The following is a 13838-nucleotide window of genomic DNA, read 5'->3' as shown; positions in this document are numbered from 1 at the left end:
ATTAACCAACGCCCGCCAAGAATCCCTCACGGCCGCCAATCAGGACCGAGAGGGACAGGCGATGGACTTCGATTATCTCAATACCAAGACGGCGGCTTCGCTGGACGAAATCCGCGTTCGCGTCGCTCATGCCCTGGCCCGCCACCCGCTGTGCCGCAACGTCCGTTTCGACATCGTCAGCGTCCCCCGCACCCGCCGAGGCGGTAACTGGACGGTGGCGCTGCAATCGGTCGAGCCGCGCGCGGTCTGGGAGGCCTCGGAGATCGTCGCCGACATCCAAGACGCCTACGAGCTGGCCGTAGCTGCTTGATTTACCAGGATTTTTACGGGGCTATGTCGCGGCAAACATACTGATTGTCGCAACGATGGCACACTCAAGCCTTAATTCGTGCCCTTTTCCCGGGCAACGTTAACAAACTCGTGAAGCGTCCGTTCCCGGAGAGACGTTTGTCCAAAGCCATCACCATCGTTGTGCTGACCTGTTTCCTCGTTCTGGGCGCCGCCACCACCGCCATCCTTGGCCGCGACAGCGTACCCAGCGTCAGCGAAGAGATGATCTCGCAGACCCCTCCGCCGAAGCCGCTAGCAGCCAACCGCGCCGCCAAGGCCGACCGCCTGGTTCCGACGCTGGCGCTGGCTTCGGCCGCGTATGAGCCGGTCCAGGTGCCCGCCGACAGGCTTGCCCAGGCTCCCGTGCTGACCGAGCCGTTGCGCCAGGCCTTCGCTGCCGCCACGCCGTCGGACTTTCCGATGCCGAAACCAAGCGCGCATGAGGCGCCCGCCGCAGCGGAGGTTCCCGCCGTCGAAGTCCCGGCCAAGCCGAAGGTTGTGGCGAAGCCGCAGCCGCAGAAAAACTATTCGCTGCTCTCCGACGCACAGATCGCGGGGATCAGGGATCGTCTGAAGCTGTCCTCGTCGCAGGAATATTACTGGCCTTCGGTCGAGACCGCGCTGAGAAACGTCGTCCGCAAGATCTCGGCCAACAGGCTCTCCAATCCGCACGCGCCACCTAGCGCGCAGATCGATCCGAATTGCGATGAGGTCCAGCAGTTGAAGTCGGCAGCAATGCCCCTGCTGTTCCAGCTGCGTGACGATCAGAAGGAAGAAGTGCGTAAGCTGGCCCGCCTCATCGGGCTTGAAAAGGTCGCGCAGCAGATCTGACGCGGGTTCCTTTCGGAACCGCTCTCGCATCAGGAACATCTGGCAATCAACGTGCGTTGCTCGCCCCAAAGAGGGAGTGGATCAATGCGCGCCTCGACCGCCTATTTCGTCGGTGCCGGAACCATTGTTGCAGCGATTGCTATCGGCCTCGGCGGCGGCATCGTTGCCGGCAACATCATGAATCCGGTCACGTCCAAACGGGGCCCGGACACCAGCAAGATGGCGCAGCGTGCCGAATCCGCCGGCGCGACGGCGGCGACAAACGCGCCTTCGGCAAACGCAGCTTCGGAACGCGTCAATTACCTCACCGGTTCGCAAGCCTTCGGCACGATCATGGCCGCGCCGGCGCAAGCCGAAGCCAAGCCTGAGACCACCAAGCCCGAGACCACCAAGCCTGAAACCGCAAAGCCTGACACGCAGCCGACTCAGGCGAACGCCGAACCGCCGGCACCGCCGCCTTCACAAGCGGCCGCTGTCGAGCCGCCGAAGGAACAGGCCAAGCCAGCAATCGGCTCCTCCTCGAAGGCCGCTAAATCCACCGAGCAGCAGGCCTCGGCCGATCCGACGTCCTCATCCGAGAACGCCTATGCCAAGGCCAGGGAGTCCGACGTGAAGCGTGCGGCGTCCGAGCGGCGCCGGATGGAGCGCCGTGACCGCTGGGCCGAGCGCCGCTACTACGATTCCCGCGAGCCGCGCGGCCGTCCCGATTGGGACGACGTCGCCCGCAACGTCCGCGAAGATTCCGAGGCGCGCGATTACGCCGGCCGGCCGCGCAGCAGCTTCCCGCAGATCAGGCTGTTCGGGCCCGACGACGATTAGCGGCTGGCCCGGGATCGCGGCCGCAATGGTGGAAGGTGCGCCGTCACGATCGCGCCGCCGTCATTTCAGTCCCGCGCGCCGCAATCCCTCGAGATAATGCGCACGATCCTCGTCCCGCAGCATCGGCAGCTCGCGCGTGATCCAGGCGAGCGAGACCGCGGGTTGCGCGCGGCGCAGGCCAGCGAGGGCGGAAGCCGCGAGCGCCGTATCGCCTGACATCCCGGCGGCGGCGGTCAGCACGCGATGCGCCCCGACGAAATCGCCGCGTTGCCGCAGCGACTCCCGCGCCATCTGCACGGCCCCCCCGTAGTCGCGGCCGACGAACCGGGCATAGGCCGCAATCCCGCAATAGATCGCCGCGAGCGGGTCGCGCGGGCTGAGCCGCAGCGCGCGGCGCGCAGCAGCATCGCCATCCTGCCATCGTCCGGCATAACAAAGCGTCACGCCATAGAATGCGTGCGCCATTGCAAAATTCGGATTGAGCTGCAGCGCCAGTTCGAACTCCGCCAGCGCGTCGTCGAAGCGGCGGCGGAACAGATAGGTGTAGGCGAGGCCGTGATGGGCAAAGGCATCCTCGCGATCGGCCTCCACCGCCGCGAGCGCCGCGCGTTCGGCGATCGGCACCGTCGCGGCCATGTCGGCCCAGCCCATATGCGCACCGAAGATATGGCTCGTCGCGAGCAGGCCCAGCGCCTTGCCATAGGCCGGATCGATCGCGATGGCTTTTTCGAGCAGCTCTTGCGCGGCGGCATTGTCCTCGCGCGTGCTGCGCCAATGATGCGACAAGGCGCGCATCACGAGGTCCCAGGCGTCCAGGCTGCCCGGCGGCTTCTGCTGGGCGCGAAAGTTTTCGGCGGCATAGAGCTGAGGCTCGATCGCGGCGACGATCGCCTCGGTGATTTCGTCCTGCACGGCGAAGATGTCGGCGAGCTCACGATCATAGCGCTCGGCCCAGAGATGGCTGCCGGTCGAGACGTCGTTGAGCTGGGCCGAGATGCGCACGCGATCGCCGCTCCGCCGCACGCTGCCTTCGACCACGTAGCGTACCCCGAGCTCGCGCGCCACCTCGCGGATGTGCACGGCGCGCCCCTTGTAGACGAAGGAGGAGTTCCGCGCGACGACGAAGAACCAGCGCAGCTTCGAAAGCGCGGTGATGATATCTTCGCTGATGCCGTCGGAAAAATAATCCTGCTCTGCCTCGCCGCTCATGTTGGTGAAGGGCAGCACGGCGATCGCGGGCCGCTCGGGAAGCGCGAGTGCCGCCCGCGACGCCCATGCGGTGCGGCCGTGCTCCGGGGTGAGCTCGCCCCCCTTGGCCTCGACGTCGCCGACGAAACGAAAACCCTTGCGGGCGATGGTGCGGATCAGCGCCTGACTCGCGCCACTGTCGCCGATCGCCTTGCGCGCGGCGTTGATCCGGCTGGTCAGGGTGGATTCGGAGACGCTGCGGCCGTGCCAGATCTTGTCGATCAACTCGTCCTTGCTGACCACCCGGTCGCGATTCTGCATGAGGTGGACGACGAGATCGAAAACCTGCGGCTCCACGGCAACGGGAACCTGCTCGCGGCTCAGCTCGCGCAGGTCGGTATCGAGAAGATGGTCCCTGAACAGAAACTGCACGTCGAAAACTCAGGCTTCGTTACGAAATCGGACAGGCAGAATGACAAAAAGTGAAAAATTGGGTTGAAAACTGTGAGTCTGCCGAAGGTCATGATTGGTTCACCGCCATCGAAAGATGGCTGTCATGTCGTTTTCGGGGCGCGAATACAATCGCGGCCAGAATGTTGCGGGCCGATTGCCGATGGGTATCATGTTCGCCCATCCAGCTCCGTCATCCTGAGGCGCCGGAGTCTTGCGGCGCAATTGCGCCGCTGGGCGGAGGCCTCGAAGGATGGACGGCTCGGCTCCAGCGCGGCCGCTCGTCCTTCCGGGCTCACCACGAGACGCGGTGCGTCCCATGTCTCGTACCTCAGGACGACGGCGTGAGAGCGTGAGGTGTCGTTATAATGCCGTCGCGCGGCAGATGTGGTGATCGGCGAATGTCCTTTGCCGAGCTGCGCCGACTGCGTAAGCTGTCGCGCACACCAAACACTAACCACGAAGAAACGCCCATGCCCGCCTTTGCCGCTTCCACCACCGTGCTCGATTCCATGCTGTTCCGCGACGCCTTCGGCACGCCGGAGATGCGGGAGGTGTTCTCCGACCTTGCGCTGGTGGCGCGCTATGCCGAGGTCGAGGTGGCGCTGGCCAAGGCGGAGGCGAAATGTGGCGTGATCCCGCAGCAGGCTGCCGATCAGATCGCTGCGCGGACTGACGTTGCCGCGCTCGATTTCGAGCTGTTGCGGCAGGAGACCGACATCGTCGGCTATCCGATCCTCCCGCTGGTGCACCAGATGGTGAAACAATGCGGCGAGGCCGGCCGCTACGTGCATTGGGGCGCGACCACGCAGGACATCATGGACACCGCCGTGGTGCTGCAGCTCCGCGCCGCGCTGGAGATCGTCGCGCGCGACATCGACGAGCTTCGCCGCGTCCTGGCGAGCCTCTCGAAACGCCATCGCGACACGCCGATGGCGGGCCGCACCCATCTCCAGCAGGCGCTGCCGGTGACCTTCGGCTACAAGACCGCAATCTGGCTCGCCATGTTCGATCGCCATGCCGAGCGGCTGGCGCAGCTGAAGCCGCGCGTCCTGGTCGGCCAGTTCGCCGGTGCCGCGGGCACGCTGGCCTCGCTGGGCGACAAGGGCTTCGAGGTGCAGGAGGCGCTCTGCGCCGAGCTGAAGCTCGGCGTTCCCGCCTCGACCTGGCACGTCGCGCGCGACGGCTTTGCCGAGGCCGTGAACTTCCTCGCGCTCGTCACCGGCTCGCTCGGCAAGATCGCGCTCGATATCATGATCATGGCCTCGACCGAGTTCGCCGAAGTCTACGAGCCTTTCGTCAAGGGACGCGGCGCTTCCTCGACCATGCCGCAGAAGCGCAACCCGATCTCGTCGGAACTGATGCTGGCGGCCTCCAAGGCGGTACGCCAGCACGCCGGCCTGATGCTCGATGCCATGGTGCAGGATTTCGAGCGCGCCACGGGTCCCTGGCACGCCGAATGGATGGCGATCCCCGAGAGCTTCGTGTTGACCGCCGGCGCGCTGCACCAGGCGAAGTTTGCGCTCGCAGGTCTCATCGTCGATGAGGCGAAGATGAACGACAATCTCGCCATCAGCCGTGGCCTGATCGTGGCCGAAGCGGTCATGATGGGGCTCGCGCCGCAACTCGGCCGGCAAGAGGCCCATGACGTGGTCTATGACGCCTGCCGTCGGGCCAACGACGAGGGAATGAGCCTGGCCGATGCGCTGTCAGGGGACACGCGGATCACGAGCCGCATCGATCGCGCCACAATCGAGGCGCTCACCTCACCGAAAAATTACCTCGGGCTTGCGCCTGCCATGGTTGACCGGGTGCTGAAATCGGCAACGCGTTGAAAACCAAAATGCGCGAAACTGCGTATCTTCTCGACGTCGCAAGGTGCTCGCGTACTTGCGCCCCACGATGCTAGACTTAGATTGAACGAGAGATTTTCGGCAGAGGGACCCGCATGACTGATCACCGCAATTCCGCTACCCCCATCGATCCCGCCAAACTCGACCGGCTGGCCGAGGTGGCGGTGAAGGTGGGCCTGGGCTTGCGGCCGGGGCAGGATCTTCTTTTGACCGCGCCTGCGATCGCGCTGCCGCTGGTGCGGCGGATCGCGGTGCACGCTTACAAGGCCGGCGCCGGCATCGTGACGCCGATCCTGTCGGACGAGGAGATGACGCTGGCGCGCTACCGCCATGGCCACGACAGCAGTTTCGATCGTGCCGCCGGCTGGCTGTACGAGGGGATGGCCAAGGCGTTCTCGGACAACACCGCGCGGCTCGCTATCGTCGGCGACAATCCGATGCTGTTGTCCGGCGAGGATCCGTCGAAAGTGGCGCGCGCCAGCAAGGCCAATTCGATGGCCTATCAGCCCGCACTGGAAAAGATCGTCAATTTCGACACCAACTGGAACATCATCGCCTATCCAAGCCCGTCCTGGGCCAGGCAGGTGTTTCCCAATGACCCCGAGGACGTCGCGATCGGCAAGCTCGCCGATGCGATCTTCGCGGCCTCGCGCGTCGACCGCGAGGACGCGATGGGCAATTGGGCGAGCCACAATGCGGTGCTGCGGGAGCGTACCAACTGGCTGAATGGCCAGCGTTTCCGCGCACTGCAGTATTCGGGGCCGGGGACCGACCTGACCATCGGCCTTGCCGACGGCCACGAATGGGAGGGCGGCGCCTCGCTGTCCAAGAACGGCATCAGCTGCAACGCCAACATCCCGACCGAAGAGGTGTTCACCACGCCGCATTGCCGCCGGGTCTACGGCCATGTCGTGAGTTCGAAGCCGCTGTCCTATCAGGGCACGCTGATCGACAACATCGCCGTGCGCTTCGAGGACGGCAAGATCGTGGACGCGAAGGCCTCGCGCGGCGCGGAAGTGCTGAACAAGGTGCTCGACACCGACGAGGGCGCACGCCGTCTCGGCGAAGTGGCTCTGGTGCCGCATTCATCGCCGATCTCGCAAAGCGGGTTGTTGTTCTACAACACGCTGTTCGACGAGAATGCGGCGTCTCACATCGCGCTCGGCCAGTGCTATTCGAAATGCTTCGTCAACGGCGCGCAGCTCACCCCGCAGCAGATCGCGGCGCAAGGCGGCAACCAGAGCCTGATCCATATCGACTGGATGATCGGTTCGGCCGAGACGGATATCGACGGCATTTTGCCCGATGGCAGCAAGGTGCCGGTATTCCGCAAGGGCGAGTGGGCGAAGTAGCGCGCGTACCTTTCTTCTGGGAGACGTGAGCGCCGCGCGACATATTTTCTGTGGTCGATTCTCCGGCCATAGTTGTTGCGCCGTTCCTTGAAGAGGTCCCGCCCTCATCCGGGCAGCGTTGAGCGCGCGACCGGAGCGACTAGCAGAGGCTCGAGCGTCGAGGCATAGGCATCGTCCGTGCCTTCGCGCATTTTGTCGCACCCGGGAAGACGACCGGGGCATGTCCGCGGATTTGCAAGGGAATTGCGACGTTAACCGTGAGCACGTTTCGCATCCGGCTGATTCTCGAAGTCGATGTAAGAAAGAATTAAAAACGGATGACTAGCGTCCCAATATCTTTCGAAACAATCCCGGCCCGGATCGGCCGCAAATATCATTTCCGAGGAAGCAAATGTCGCGCGCATTGATTGAAGTCGGTAGTTGCAATGTGGATCTCGAGCTGCGGCCGATCGAGCCGTCCTGGGTCATCGAGGGTAATCCGGTATCGCGCTCACGCGTCCTGTCGACCAGCGCCGACGGCACGGCCCAGACCATCATCTGGCAGTGCACCGAAGGACGTTTCAACTGGTACTACGATATCGACGAGACGATCATGATCATGGAAGGTTCGATCGTGCTCGAAAGCGACGGCATGCCGCCGAAGCGCTATGGCCCCGGCGATGTCATCTTCTTCCGCGACGGCGCGCATGCCAAATGGCATGTCGAATGCCACGTCAAGAAGATCGCCTTCTGCCGCAAGACCAATCCCGTGATGATCGGTTTCCTGATCCGCGTCGTCAACAAGCTCAAGAAGATTTTCGCTTTCGGCGGCGAGCGCCGTCCGGCCTCGCTGATGGGTGCCGGCTAGAGTTCGCAATCAGGTTTCAAGGACGCTTCCCAGCGGCTACGACGGAAGAGGGGTCGGGATTACATCCCGGCCCCTCTTCTCGTCATGACGGCAATTCGAGCCGATAGACGTCGATCGCGGTCTGCGAGAACAGCGCTGTCTTCTCGGCCTCGCTCAGGGGCGATGCGATGCGCTTGAAGGCGTTGAAGATCACCTGGTAGCTGCACTGGCCCTTGTCCGGCGGGAAATTGCTTTCGAACATCGCGCGCTTGTGTCCGAACGCCTCGATGCAGGTTTCGATGTAGGGTCGCCAGGCAGCGGCAAGCTCCTCGGATGACGGCGGCCTCTCGCGCAGATGGAAGTCGTAGCCGAGCAGGCACATGGCGAGCCCGCCGAGCTTCACCACCACGTTCTCGCATTTTGCGATTTCCCGGATCGAGGCGCGCCATTGCGGAAACACCTCCTCGCGCCGTCCTGCAAAGCGGCCGATACCGGCGGGGCCGCCGCAATGGTCAAGCACGATCCTGGTATCGGGGAAGGCGCGGGCCAGTTCAGTCAGTTCGCCGATCTGCGGGTGGAACAGCCAGGCATCGAAGCTAAGGTTCAGCGGCGCGAGGCAAGCAAAGCCTCGGCGGAAGGCTGGGTCCTGCAACAGGCCTTTCTGCCTGTTGGCGTACATGCCGGCGACGACGGGGTCCTGGTCCCAGGCCGAGGAATGCCTGATGCCGCGGAAGCGGCCGTTGCCGGCCGCGATCTCGGCTTCCAGCACCCCCTTGGCGGCGTCGCCGAGCAACAGATTGGCGTGGCTGACGATGCCGGCACAGATCGCCGCTTTGCCGTAAGCGCCGCTCGCGCTCATCGCGGCGACGCCGTTGGCGAACTCGACCTCGCCGACCGGCCGGAACGCCTCCGGCCCATGCGCGCGGTACATCGAGCGGCAGTCGACATAGACCGTGGCGATGACGTTGTGGCCGCTCGCGATGTCCGCGGCCATCTCCTCGATCAGATAACGGTGCCCGCGATTCCAGAGATGGTGATGGGGATCGACGATCGGCCGCGCCGGATCGATGATCTCCTCCTGGTGCAGCGCGAGCCAGTCCTCGCGCGGCTCGACGAACAGCCCGCTCGTGTTGGCGGGCACTCCGCTTGCAGCCATCGGCATTCGCTCCCTCCTTGTTCTTGTGGCGGGAGCCTAGCACTTCATCTCGACGCGCAGCAGCGCGCGCTATGCAACCGCGCCTATCGTCGTGAGCACAGCCGGGTCGTCGTCAGCCCTTGCGCCGCCTCGCTCTCACAGCCACCGTGAGCCGCCAGTCCGCAGCCGCGGCAGGCTTGACCTCGCCAAGCCAATGGAAGGAATCGCCGGTGATCTCGGTGAAGCTCCAGCGCGTCGATTCGCCCGCCTCGGTCGTGCCTTCCTGCACGATGTCATCGCCGCGCGGACGGCCGATCTGCTGGCGGAACAAGCTCCGGCCGGGGTCGAACCAGGAAATCCGCCATCCCGCGATGGTCGGGTCATATACTCGAAACGTCGTGCCGTACCAATTGCCGGCGATCGGAAATTCCGGCGCGCCTGCAAGCCGGGGGATGATCCAGACGTCCTGCACGGCGCGGCCCTGCAGCACCCAGCCGAAATGGATCTCGCCTGGCGCGGTATGCCTCGTTCCATCGGAGCTGTAAGCGGTGATCTCGGCATCCCAGTCCCCGACGAAGCGGCCGTAAAGTTGGAGCGCCGCCTCATGTTCGAGGTTTGGCCCGTCCGCGTGCAACAATCTTGCAAAGTCGGTCATGTCGATCTCCTGTTGCGAGGAGACCAGCACGACCGGCCGCAGACGACTTGGAGAAAATTGCGCCTCAGACCCCGTCGAGGATGATCACCGTCGGCTTCGACGGCAGTCCATCCCGCGACATCCGGAACGAGCGTTCGGTACGGCGGTCGATCTCGAAGTCCTGGCCGATCCGGCGCATGAAATCGTCGAGCGGCGTGGCGAAGCGGTGCATCGGCAGCACCACGGAGGAGCGCAGGCGCTTGGTGATCTCGGAGATGCCTCCCAGCGACATGGTATAGGTGCCGTCGATCGGCACCATCACGATGTCGAGCCGTCCGATCTGGGCGAAATGGCTGTCGTCGAGCTTGTGGTGGAGATGGCCGAGATGGCCGATGCAGAGGCCGGCGACCTCGAAGATGAAGATCGAATTGCCGTCGCGGATCATGTCGGCGCCGGCATCATCACCGAAATAGCGGCGGATGTCGGTCGTGACGTTGCGGATGATGGTGTCTCCGACGCGGGTCGACACGATCGCGGGCTTGCCGTCCTCGCTCCAGCCATGCAGCACATGGGGAATACGCCTGTCCGGGAACAAGGTGTAGTGCGTGCTGTGGGCGCGGTTCATGGTGACGACGTCGGGCAGCCGGCCGACCTGATAGGCGCCGCTATAGTCGGTGGCGATACGCAAGCCGGCGGGCGTGTCGATGTAGTAGGTCGAATGGCCGGCGTAAGTGATCTCGACCTCGGCGGAGCCGGCGGCCTGCCGGAACGCGACCGGCATGGCCCGCGGCGCGGCATTGGCCATCGCCAGGCACTCGCTGCGCTGCGGTTGCTGGGCGAGAGCAGGGGTGAGGAATGCACCGAACAGAGCCAGAGCCGCCGAAACCAGTCGCCGCATGTATCCGTCCCCGATGACTTCACGGCGAAGTCTAACGTGCAATGCAGCGCCTCGCCAATGGGCTGGGATCAACAGCGCGTCAGTGTCGCACCTATTGCTCGCGTCTTGGGCGGAGCTTCCAGGTGATCGCAACGAGGCTCGCGGTGATCAGGCCGCTGATGAGGCCCGCGATGGGGAGCGCAAGCAGCAGCGCTGCCGTCGCGGCCCAGCCGATCGAGGAGAAGGCTTCGGCGAAGGTCGCGAGCCGCGACGAGGTCTGGCGACGGCGAAATTGGCTGCGCCGCGCCTGCACCCGGAACCAGAGCTGGATCGCGGTTGCCGAAGCCGCACTGACGATGATCGCGCCGGCACTGATCGCGGCCTGATAGGGCGAGGCGAAGGCGAGTGCCGCCACCAGCGGGCAGAAGATGACGGCGATGGCGATCAGCACCACCTCGATCTTGGCGCGGGTGACGCTCGACGGTGTCAGCGGCGCGGTCGCGACCAGGTCGGGGGCGTCCTCGCCCGAGATCGTCAGCCAGGCGAGCCCGCCGGCAAGCTGTCCGGCCGCCATCACGATGACGGGCGTGATCAGCGTCAGCGCCGCTGAGCTGTCGGCAAAGTTGCGCCAGAGCAGCAGCGCCGGCGGCACCAGATAGAGCAGTTGCATCAATGTCTGCGAGATCAGCCAGGGATCCCGCCAGAGCAGCGAGAATTCCTTGCGCCGCAGCGCCTGCTGCCGCGATCCGCGGCGGAACGGACGCTCCCTGGTGCGCTTGCTGCCGGAGGTGCCGTAGGCTGCGGCATCGATCGCCGTGTCGGCAAAGCGGTGCGAGAAGATCGCCATGACGCTTCCGAGCAGCACCAAAGCGAGCGCGAGGAGCAGCAGCAGCGCTTCGCTGTCGCCCATCACAGCCCGCGCAGGCCACCACCAGATGCTGTCGACATCGGGGGCATGAGCGGCCACGCTGCCCGAGGTCAGGATGGTGATGCGCGACAGCGTGCCGTAGGACATGATCGCGGCGACCTGGAGCGCGATCACGAATCCGGCGCCGATGATCGCGGCGAGGATCTGGGCGATGAGGCGCGTCCGCGCCGGGCCGATCAGACGAAACAGCAGGATGGTGACGGCGATCGCGATCGCCGCGGCCGACAGGCCCATGGCGACGACCACCCCGAATGTCGCGAGCCAGCGTGCCCCGCCGCCGATCACGAGCACGTCGATGAAGGGTGTCGAGAACAGCAGCGCCATCGCGGTGACGGTCAGCGCGATCGCGGCGATGCGGACCGAGAACAGATTGGCCAGCCTCGCCGGCGAGGACATGATCAGGTCGAGATCGGCGCGGGCGTAGAACACCCGCGTCACCGATTCGATGGCCTGCGACAGCATCAAGGTCCAGGCGAGAAAAATCGTCGCCGAGATCACGATCAGCGAGGCCTTGTCGAGCGGCAATTGCAGATCGGCGAAGCGGCCGATCACCGCCCAGGCCGGCAGGTGCAGCAGCGCGGCGAAGCAGATCAGGCCGATGATGGCGGCGCGCGTCCGCTTGCGTCGTCCGCCGGTCATCATGGCGAGCCATTCGCGCCAGGCGAGCCGCAGCTCGTGGCGGGCAAACCAGGAGAGCGCGGTTGCCGAGCTCATGCGGCTTCCGGAAGCGTCACCAGCGCGATGAAGAGATCCTCCAGGCTGGTGTCGGCGTGGCCGTTCTGCTGGCGCAGCTCGGTCAGCGTGCCCTGGGCGACGAGGCGGCCCGAGGCGATCACGCCGATGCGGTCGGCCATCCGCTCGGCCACCTCGAGAATATGCGTGGTCATGATGACGGTGCAGCCGGCGCGGACGCGCTCGCCGAGAAGACCCTTCACGTGGCGGGCAGAGACGGCATCGAGCCCCGTCAGCGGCTCGTCGAGAATGATGAGGCGGGGATCGTGGACCAGCGCGCCGGCCAGCGCCACCTTTTGGCGCATGCCCTTGGAAAAGCCCTCGCAGCGCTCGTGCCGGTGCGGCGCGAGGCCGAGCGAGGTGAGGAGCTCCTGCGCGACCGGCTCCGAGGCCGATGGTGCGATGCCCCAGAGGCCGGCGACGAATTCGAGATATTCGAGCGGGGTCAGCTTGTCGTAGATCATCGGCTCGTCGGAGACCCACGCCATCATCTGCTTGGCCGCGACGGGGTCCTGGAGCGCATCGACGCCGAAGATCGAGACCGAGCCGGCATCGGGGCGCAGCAGGCCCGCAACCATGCGCAGCGTCGTGGTCTTGCCGGCGCCGTTGGGCCCCACCAGCGCATAGAATTCGCTGGCGTGGATGGTGAGATCGAGGCCGTCGACCGCCAGACGGTCAAAACGCTTCGTTAACCCCAGCACTTCCAGCGCCGAGCTATCCGGCTTCATGACGGCCATACCATGCGGTTCTGCATCGCCCGCGACCATGACTCGAAGATGTTTCGGCACCGTGAATCGCGCTGCCGCAAATTCCGTGCTCCGGATTGGACTAAAGGCAAGCCACCCCGACAAGTCACCGTTTGTTGACAGCGCTGGACGGTTCAGGCTGAATTGGTTCCGGACAAATGGCGCTGACGCGGCGAAACGACTGCGTAGCGACTGGACACAAGATGCGGCAGGGCGGTCGGGAAGAACCGCCCGTTGTATCGGGAGGACGCGCGTCAATGCTGGATTTCGTTCAGCAGCTGGTCAGCGGTGTTGCGCTCGGCTGCGTTTACGGCCTGATCGCGCTCGGCTTCGTGCTCGTCTACAAGGCCACCGAGGTCGTCAATTTCGCCCAGGGCGATCTGATGATGCTCGGCGGCTTCTTCGCCTTCACCTTCATCGGCATGATGGGCCTGAACTACTGGCTCGGCTTTGCCGGCGCGGTGGCCGCAATGGCGCTGTTCGGCATGGTGGCAGAGCGCGTGGTGGTACGGCCGATCCTCGGCTATCCCCAGTTCTCGATCATCATGGCGACCATCGGCCTCGGCTATTTCCTGCGCTCGATCGCCGGCATGATATGGGGCACCGATGATCTGAAGATCGAGACACCGTTCAGCCAGGGCGTGCTGCGGATCGGATCGCTGGTGCTCGCCTACGACAAGCTGTCGGTGATCGCGGCGACGATGATCCTGTGCACGCTGCTCTATCTCTTCTTCAACAAGACCACGCTCGGCACTGCGATGCGCGCCAGTTCCGAGAACATGCTCGCTGCCTACTACATGGGCATCCCGGTCAAGCGCGTGGTGTCGATCGTCTGGGCGATCAGCGCGGCGGTCGCGACCTGCGCCGGCGTGCTGCTGGCGCCGATCACCTTCATCCATTCCAATGTCGGCCTCGTGCTCGGCCTGAAGGCGTTTCCCGCCGCGGTCCTCGGCGGCTTCGGCTCGATCCCGGGGGCGGTGGTCGGCGGCGTCCTGATCGGCGTGATCGAGAGCATGGCGGGCTTCTACCTGCCCGAGGGCTGGAAGGACGTCGCGCCGTACCTCGTGCTGCTCGCGGTGCTGCTCCTGAAGCCGGAAGGTCTGTTCGGCCATCACGTCCGCAAGAAGGTCTGAACGC

13 protein-coding genes are annotated in these 13838 nt (G+C 65.0%); 7 read left to right on the top strand and 6 right to left on the bottom strand.

Translation table 11 applies throughout. The features are described from left to right. Nucleotides 1–61 precede the first annotated feature (61 nt). The 3 genes from RX330_RS33100 to RX330_RS33090 all read left to right on the top strand — a co-directional run bounded on the left by RX330_RS33100 (nucleotide 62) and on the right by RX330_RS33090 (nucleotide 1980). Nucleotides 62–310: a hypothetical protein gene (locus tag RX330_RS33100; RefSeq protein ID WP_212087590.1), complete on the top strand. Its 249-nt coding sequence runs from the start codon at nucleotides 62–64 to the stop codon at nucleotides 308–310. 137 nt (nucleotides 311–447) lie between these two features. Next, nucleotides 448–1161, top strand: a complete 714-nt coding sequence (locus RX330_RS33095) for a hypothetical protein (protein WP_212087592.1) — start codon at nucleotides 448–450, stop codon at nucleotides 1159–1161. Between the two features lie 84 nt (nucleotides 1162–1245). Beyond that, nucleotides 1246–1980 (top strand): hypothetical protein, encoded by a 735-nt coding sequence (locus RX330_RS33090; protein WP_317241263.1) that lies wholly within the window; start codon nucleotides 1246–1248, stop codon nucleotides 1978–1980. A 60-nt stretch (nucleotides 1981–2040) separates the two neighbouring features. Here RX330_RS33090 and RX330_RS33085 read toward each other — a convergent pair whose 3' ends face one another. After that, entirely contained in the window at nucleotides 2041–3600 is a 1560-nt protein-coding gene (locus RX330_RS33085) for a winged helix-turn-helix domain-containing protein (RefSeq protein WP_317241262.1), read from the bottom strand. A gap of 491 nt (nucleotides 3601–4091) precedes the next feature. Between RX330_RS33085 and pcaB the strand changes: the two genes are divergently transcribed. From pcaB to RX330_RS33070, 3 genes are all read left to right on the top strand, one after another. After that, nucleotides 4092–5453 (top strand): 3-carboxy-cis,cis-muconate cycloisomerase, encoded by a 1362-nt coding sequence (pcaB, locus tag RX330_RS33080; RefSeq protein ID WP_212087598.1) that lies wholly within the window; start codon nucleotides 4092–4094, stop codon nucleotides 5451–5453. Between the two features lie 113 nt (nucleotides 5454–5566). Continuing rightward, the gene (locus tag RX330_RS33075; RefSeq protein WP_317241261.1) at nucleotides 5567–6823 is read left to right on the top strand and encodes an aminopeptidase; all 1257 of its coding nucleotides are present in this window, start codon (nucleotides 5567–5569) and stop codon (nucleotides 6821–6823) included. Between the two features lie 391 nt (nucleotides 6824–7214). After that, nucleotides 7215–7670: a cupin domain-containing protein gene (locus tag RX330_RS33070; protein WP_317241260.1), complete on the top strand. Its 456-nt coding sequence runs from the start codon at nucleotides 7215–7217 to the stop codon at nucleotides 7668–7670. Nucleotides 7671–7752: 82 nt separating this feature from the next. Here the strand turns inward: RX330_RS33070 and RX330_RS33065 are convergent, their stop codons facing one another. From RX330_RS33065 to RX330_RS33045, 5 genes are all read right to left on the bottom strand, one after another. Further along, the gene (locus RX330_RS33065) at nucleotides 7753–8805 is read right to left on the bottom strand and encodes an amidohydrolase family protein (protein ID WP_317244019.1); all 1053 of its coding nucleotides are present in this window, start codon (nucleotides 8803–8805) and stop codon (nucleotides 7753–7755) included. A gap of 112 nt (nucleotides 8806–8917) precedes the next feature. Continuing rightward, the gene (locus RX330_RS33060; protein ID WP_317241259.1) at nucleotides 8918–9439 is read right to left on the bottom strand and encodes a hypothetical protein; all 522 of its coding nucleotides are present in this window, start codon (nucleotides 9437–9439) and stop codon (nucleotides 8918–8920) included. A 64-nt stretch (nucleotides 9440–9503) separates the two neighbouring features. Next, a complete protein-coding gene (locus RX330_RS33055; RefSeq protein WP_212087601.1) occupies nucleotides 9504–10316 on the bottom strand; it encodes an MBL fold metallo-hydrolase in 813 nt (270 codons plus the stop codon). Between the two features lie 91 nt (nucleotides 10317–10407). After that, a complete protein-coding gene (locus RX330_RS33050; RefSeq protein ID WP_212087602.1) occupies nucleotides 10408–11937 on the bottom strand; it encodes a permease in 1530 nt (509 codons plus the stop codon). Continuing rightward, nucleotides 11934–12683 carry an ABC transporter ATP-binding protein gene (locus RX330_RS33045; protein ID WP_317244018.1) on the bottom strand — a complete coding sequence of 250 codons (750 nt, stop codon included), beginning with the start codon at nucleotides 12681–12683 and terminating at the stop codon, nucleotides 11934–11936. Before RX330_RS33045 ends, RX330_RS33050 begins: the two co-directional genes overlap by 4 nt. Nucleotides 12684–12958: 275 nt before the next feature. Here RX330_RS33045 and RX330_RS33040 point away from each other — a divergent pair, with 275 nt between their 5' ends. After that, on the top strand, nucleotides 12959–13834 hold the full coding sequence (locus RX330_RS33040) for a branched-chain amino acid ABC transporter permease (protein ID WP_212087603.1): 876 nt from the start codon (nucleotides 12959–12961) through the stop codon (nucleotides 13832–13834). Nucleotides 13835–13838: the final 4 nt, after the last annotated feature.

Source organism: Bradyrhizobium sp. NDS-1, assembly GCF_032918005.1.
Classification (GTDB): Bacteria; Pseudomonadota; Alphaproteobacteria; order Rhizobiales; family Xanthobacteraceae; genus Bradyrhizobium; species Bradyrhizobium tunisiense.
Note: the sequence above shows the minus strand (reverse complement) of the source record. Positions and strands in the feature narration are given on the sequence as shown.

What these genes read in the sequence shown, in the direction of transcription:
- RX330_RS33100 (WP_212087590.1), top strand. Translation starts at nt 62, where the DNA reads ATGGACTTCGATTATCTCAATACCAAGACGGCGGCTTCGCTGGACGAA.
- RX330_RS33075 (WP_317241261.1), top strand. Translation starts at nt 5,567, where the DNA reads ATGACTGATCACCGCAATTCCGCTACCCCCATCGATCCCGCCAAACTC.
- RX330_RS33090 (WP_317241263.1), top strand. Translation starts at nt 1,246, where the DNA reads ATGCGCGCCTCGACCGCCTATTTCGTCGGTGCCGGAACCATTGTTGCA.
- RX330_RS33065 (WP_317244019.1), bottom strand. Translation starts at nt 8,805, where the DNA reads ATGGCTGCAAGCGGAGTGCCCGCCAACACGAGCGGGCTGTTCGTCGAG.
- RX330_RS33055 (WP_212087601.1), bottom strand. Translation starts at nt 10,316, where the DNA reads ATGCGGCGACTGGTTTCGGCGGCTCTGGCTCTGTTCGGTGCATTCCTC.
- RX330_RS33070 (WP_317241260.1), top strand. Translation starts at nt 7,215, where the DNA reads ATGTCGCGCGCATTGATTGAAGTCGGTAGTTGCAATGTGGATCTCGAG.
- RX330_RS33060 (WP_317241259.1), bottom strand. Translation starts at nt 9,439, where the DNA reads ATGACCGACTTTGCAAGATTGTTGCACGCGGACGGGCCAAACCTCGAA.
- RX330_RS33050 (WP_212087602.1), bottom strand. Translation starts at nt 11,937, where the DNA reads ATGAGCTCGGCAACCGCGCTCTCCTGGTTTGCCCGCCACGAGCTGCGG.
- pcaB (WP_212087598.1), top strand. Translation starts at nt 4,092, where the DNA reads ATGCCCGCCTTTGCCGCTTCCACCACCGTGCTCGATTCCATGCTGTTC.
- RX330_RS33040 (WP_212087603.1), top strand. Translation starts at nt 12,959, where the DNA reads ATGCTGGATTTCGTTCAGCAGCTGGTCAGCGGTGTTGCGCTCGGCTGC.
- RX330_RS33045 (WP_317244018.1), bottom strand. Translation starts at nt 12,683, where the DNA reads ATGAAGCCGGATAGCTCGGCGCTGGAAGTGCTGGGGTTAACGAAGCGT.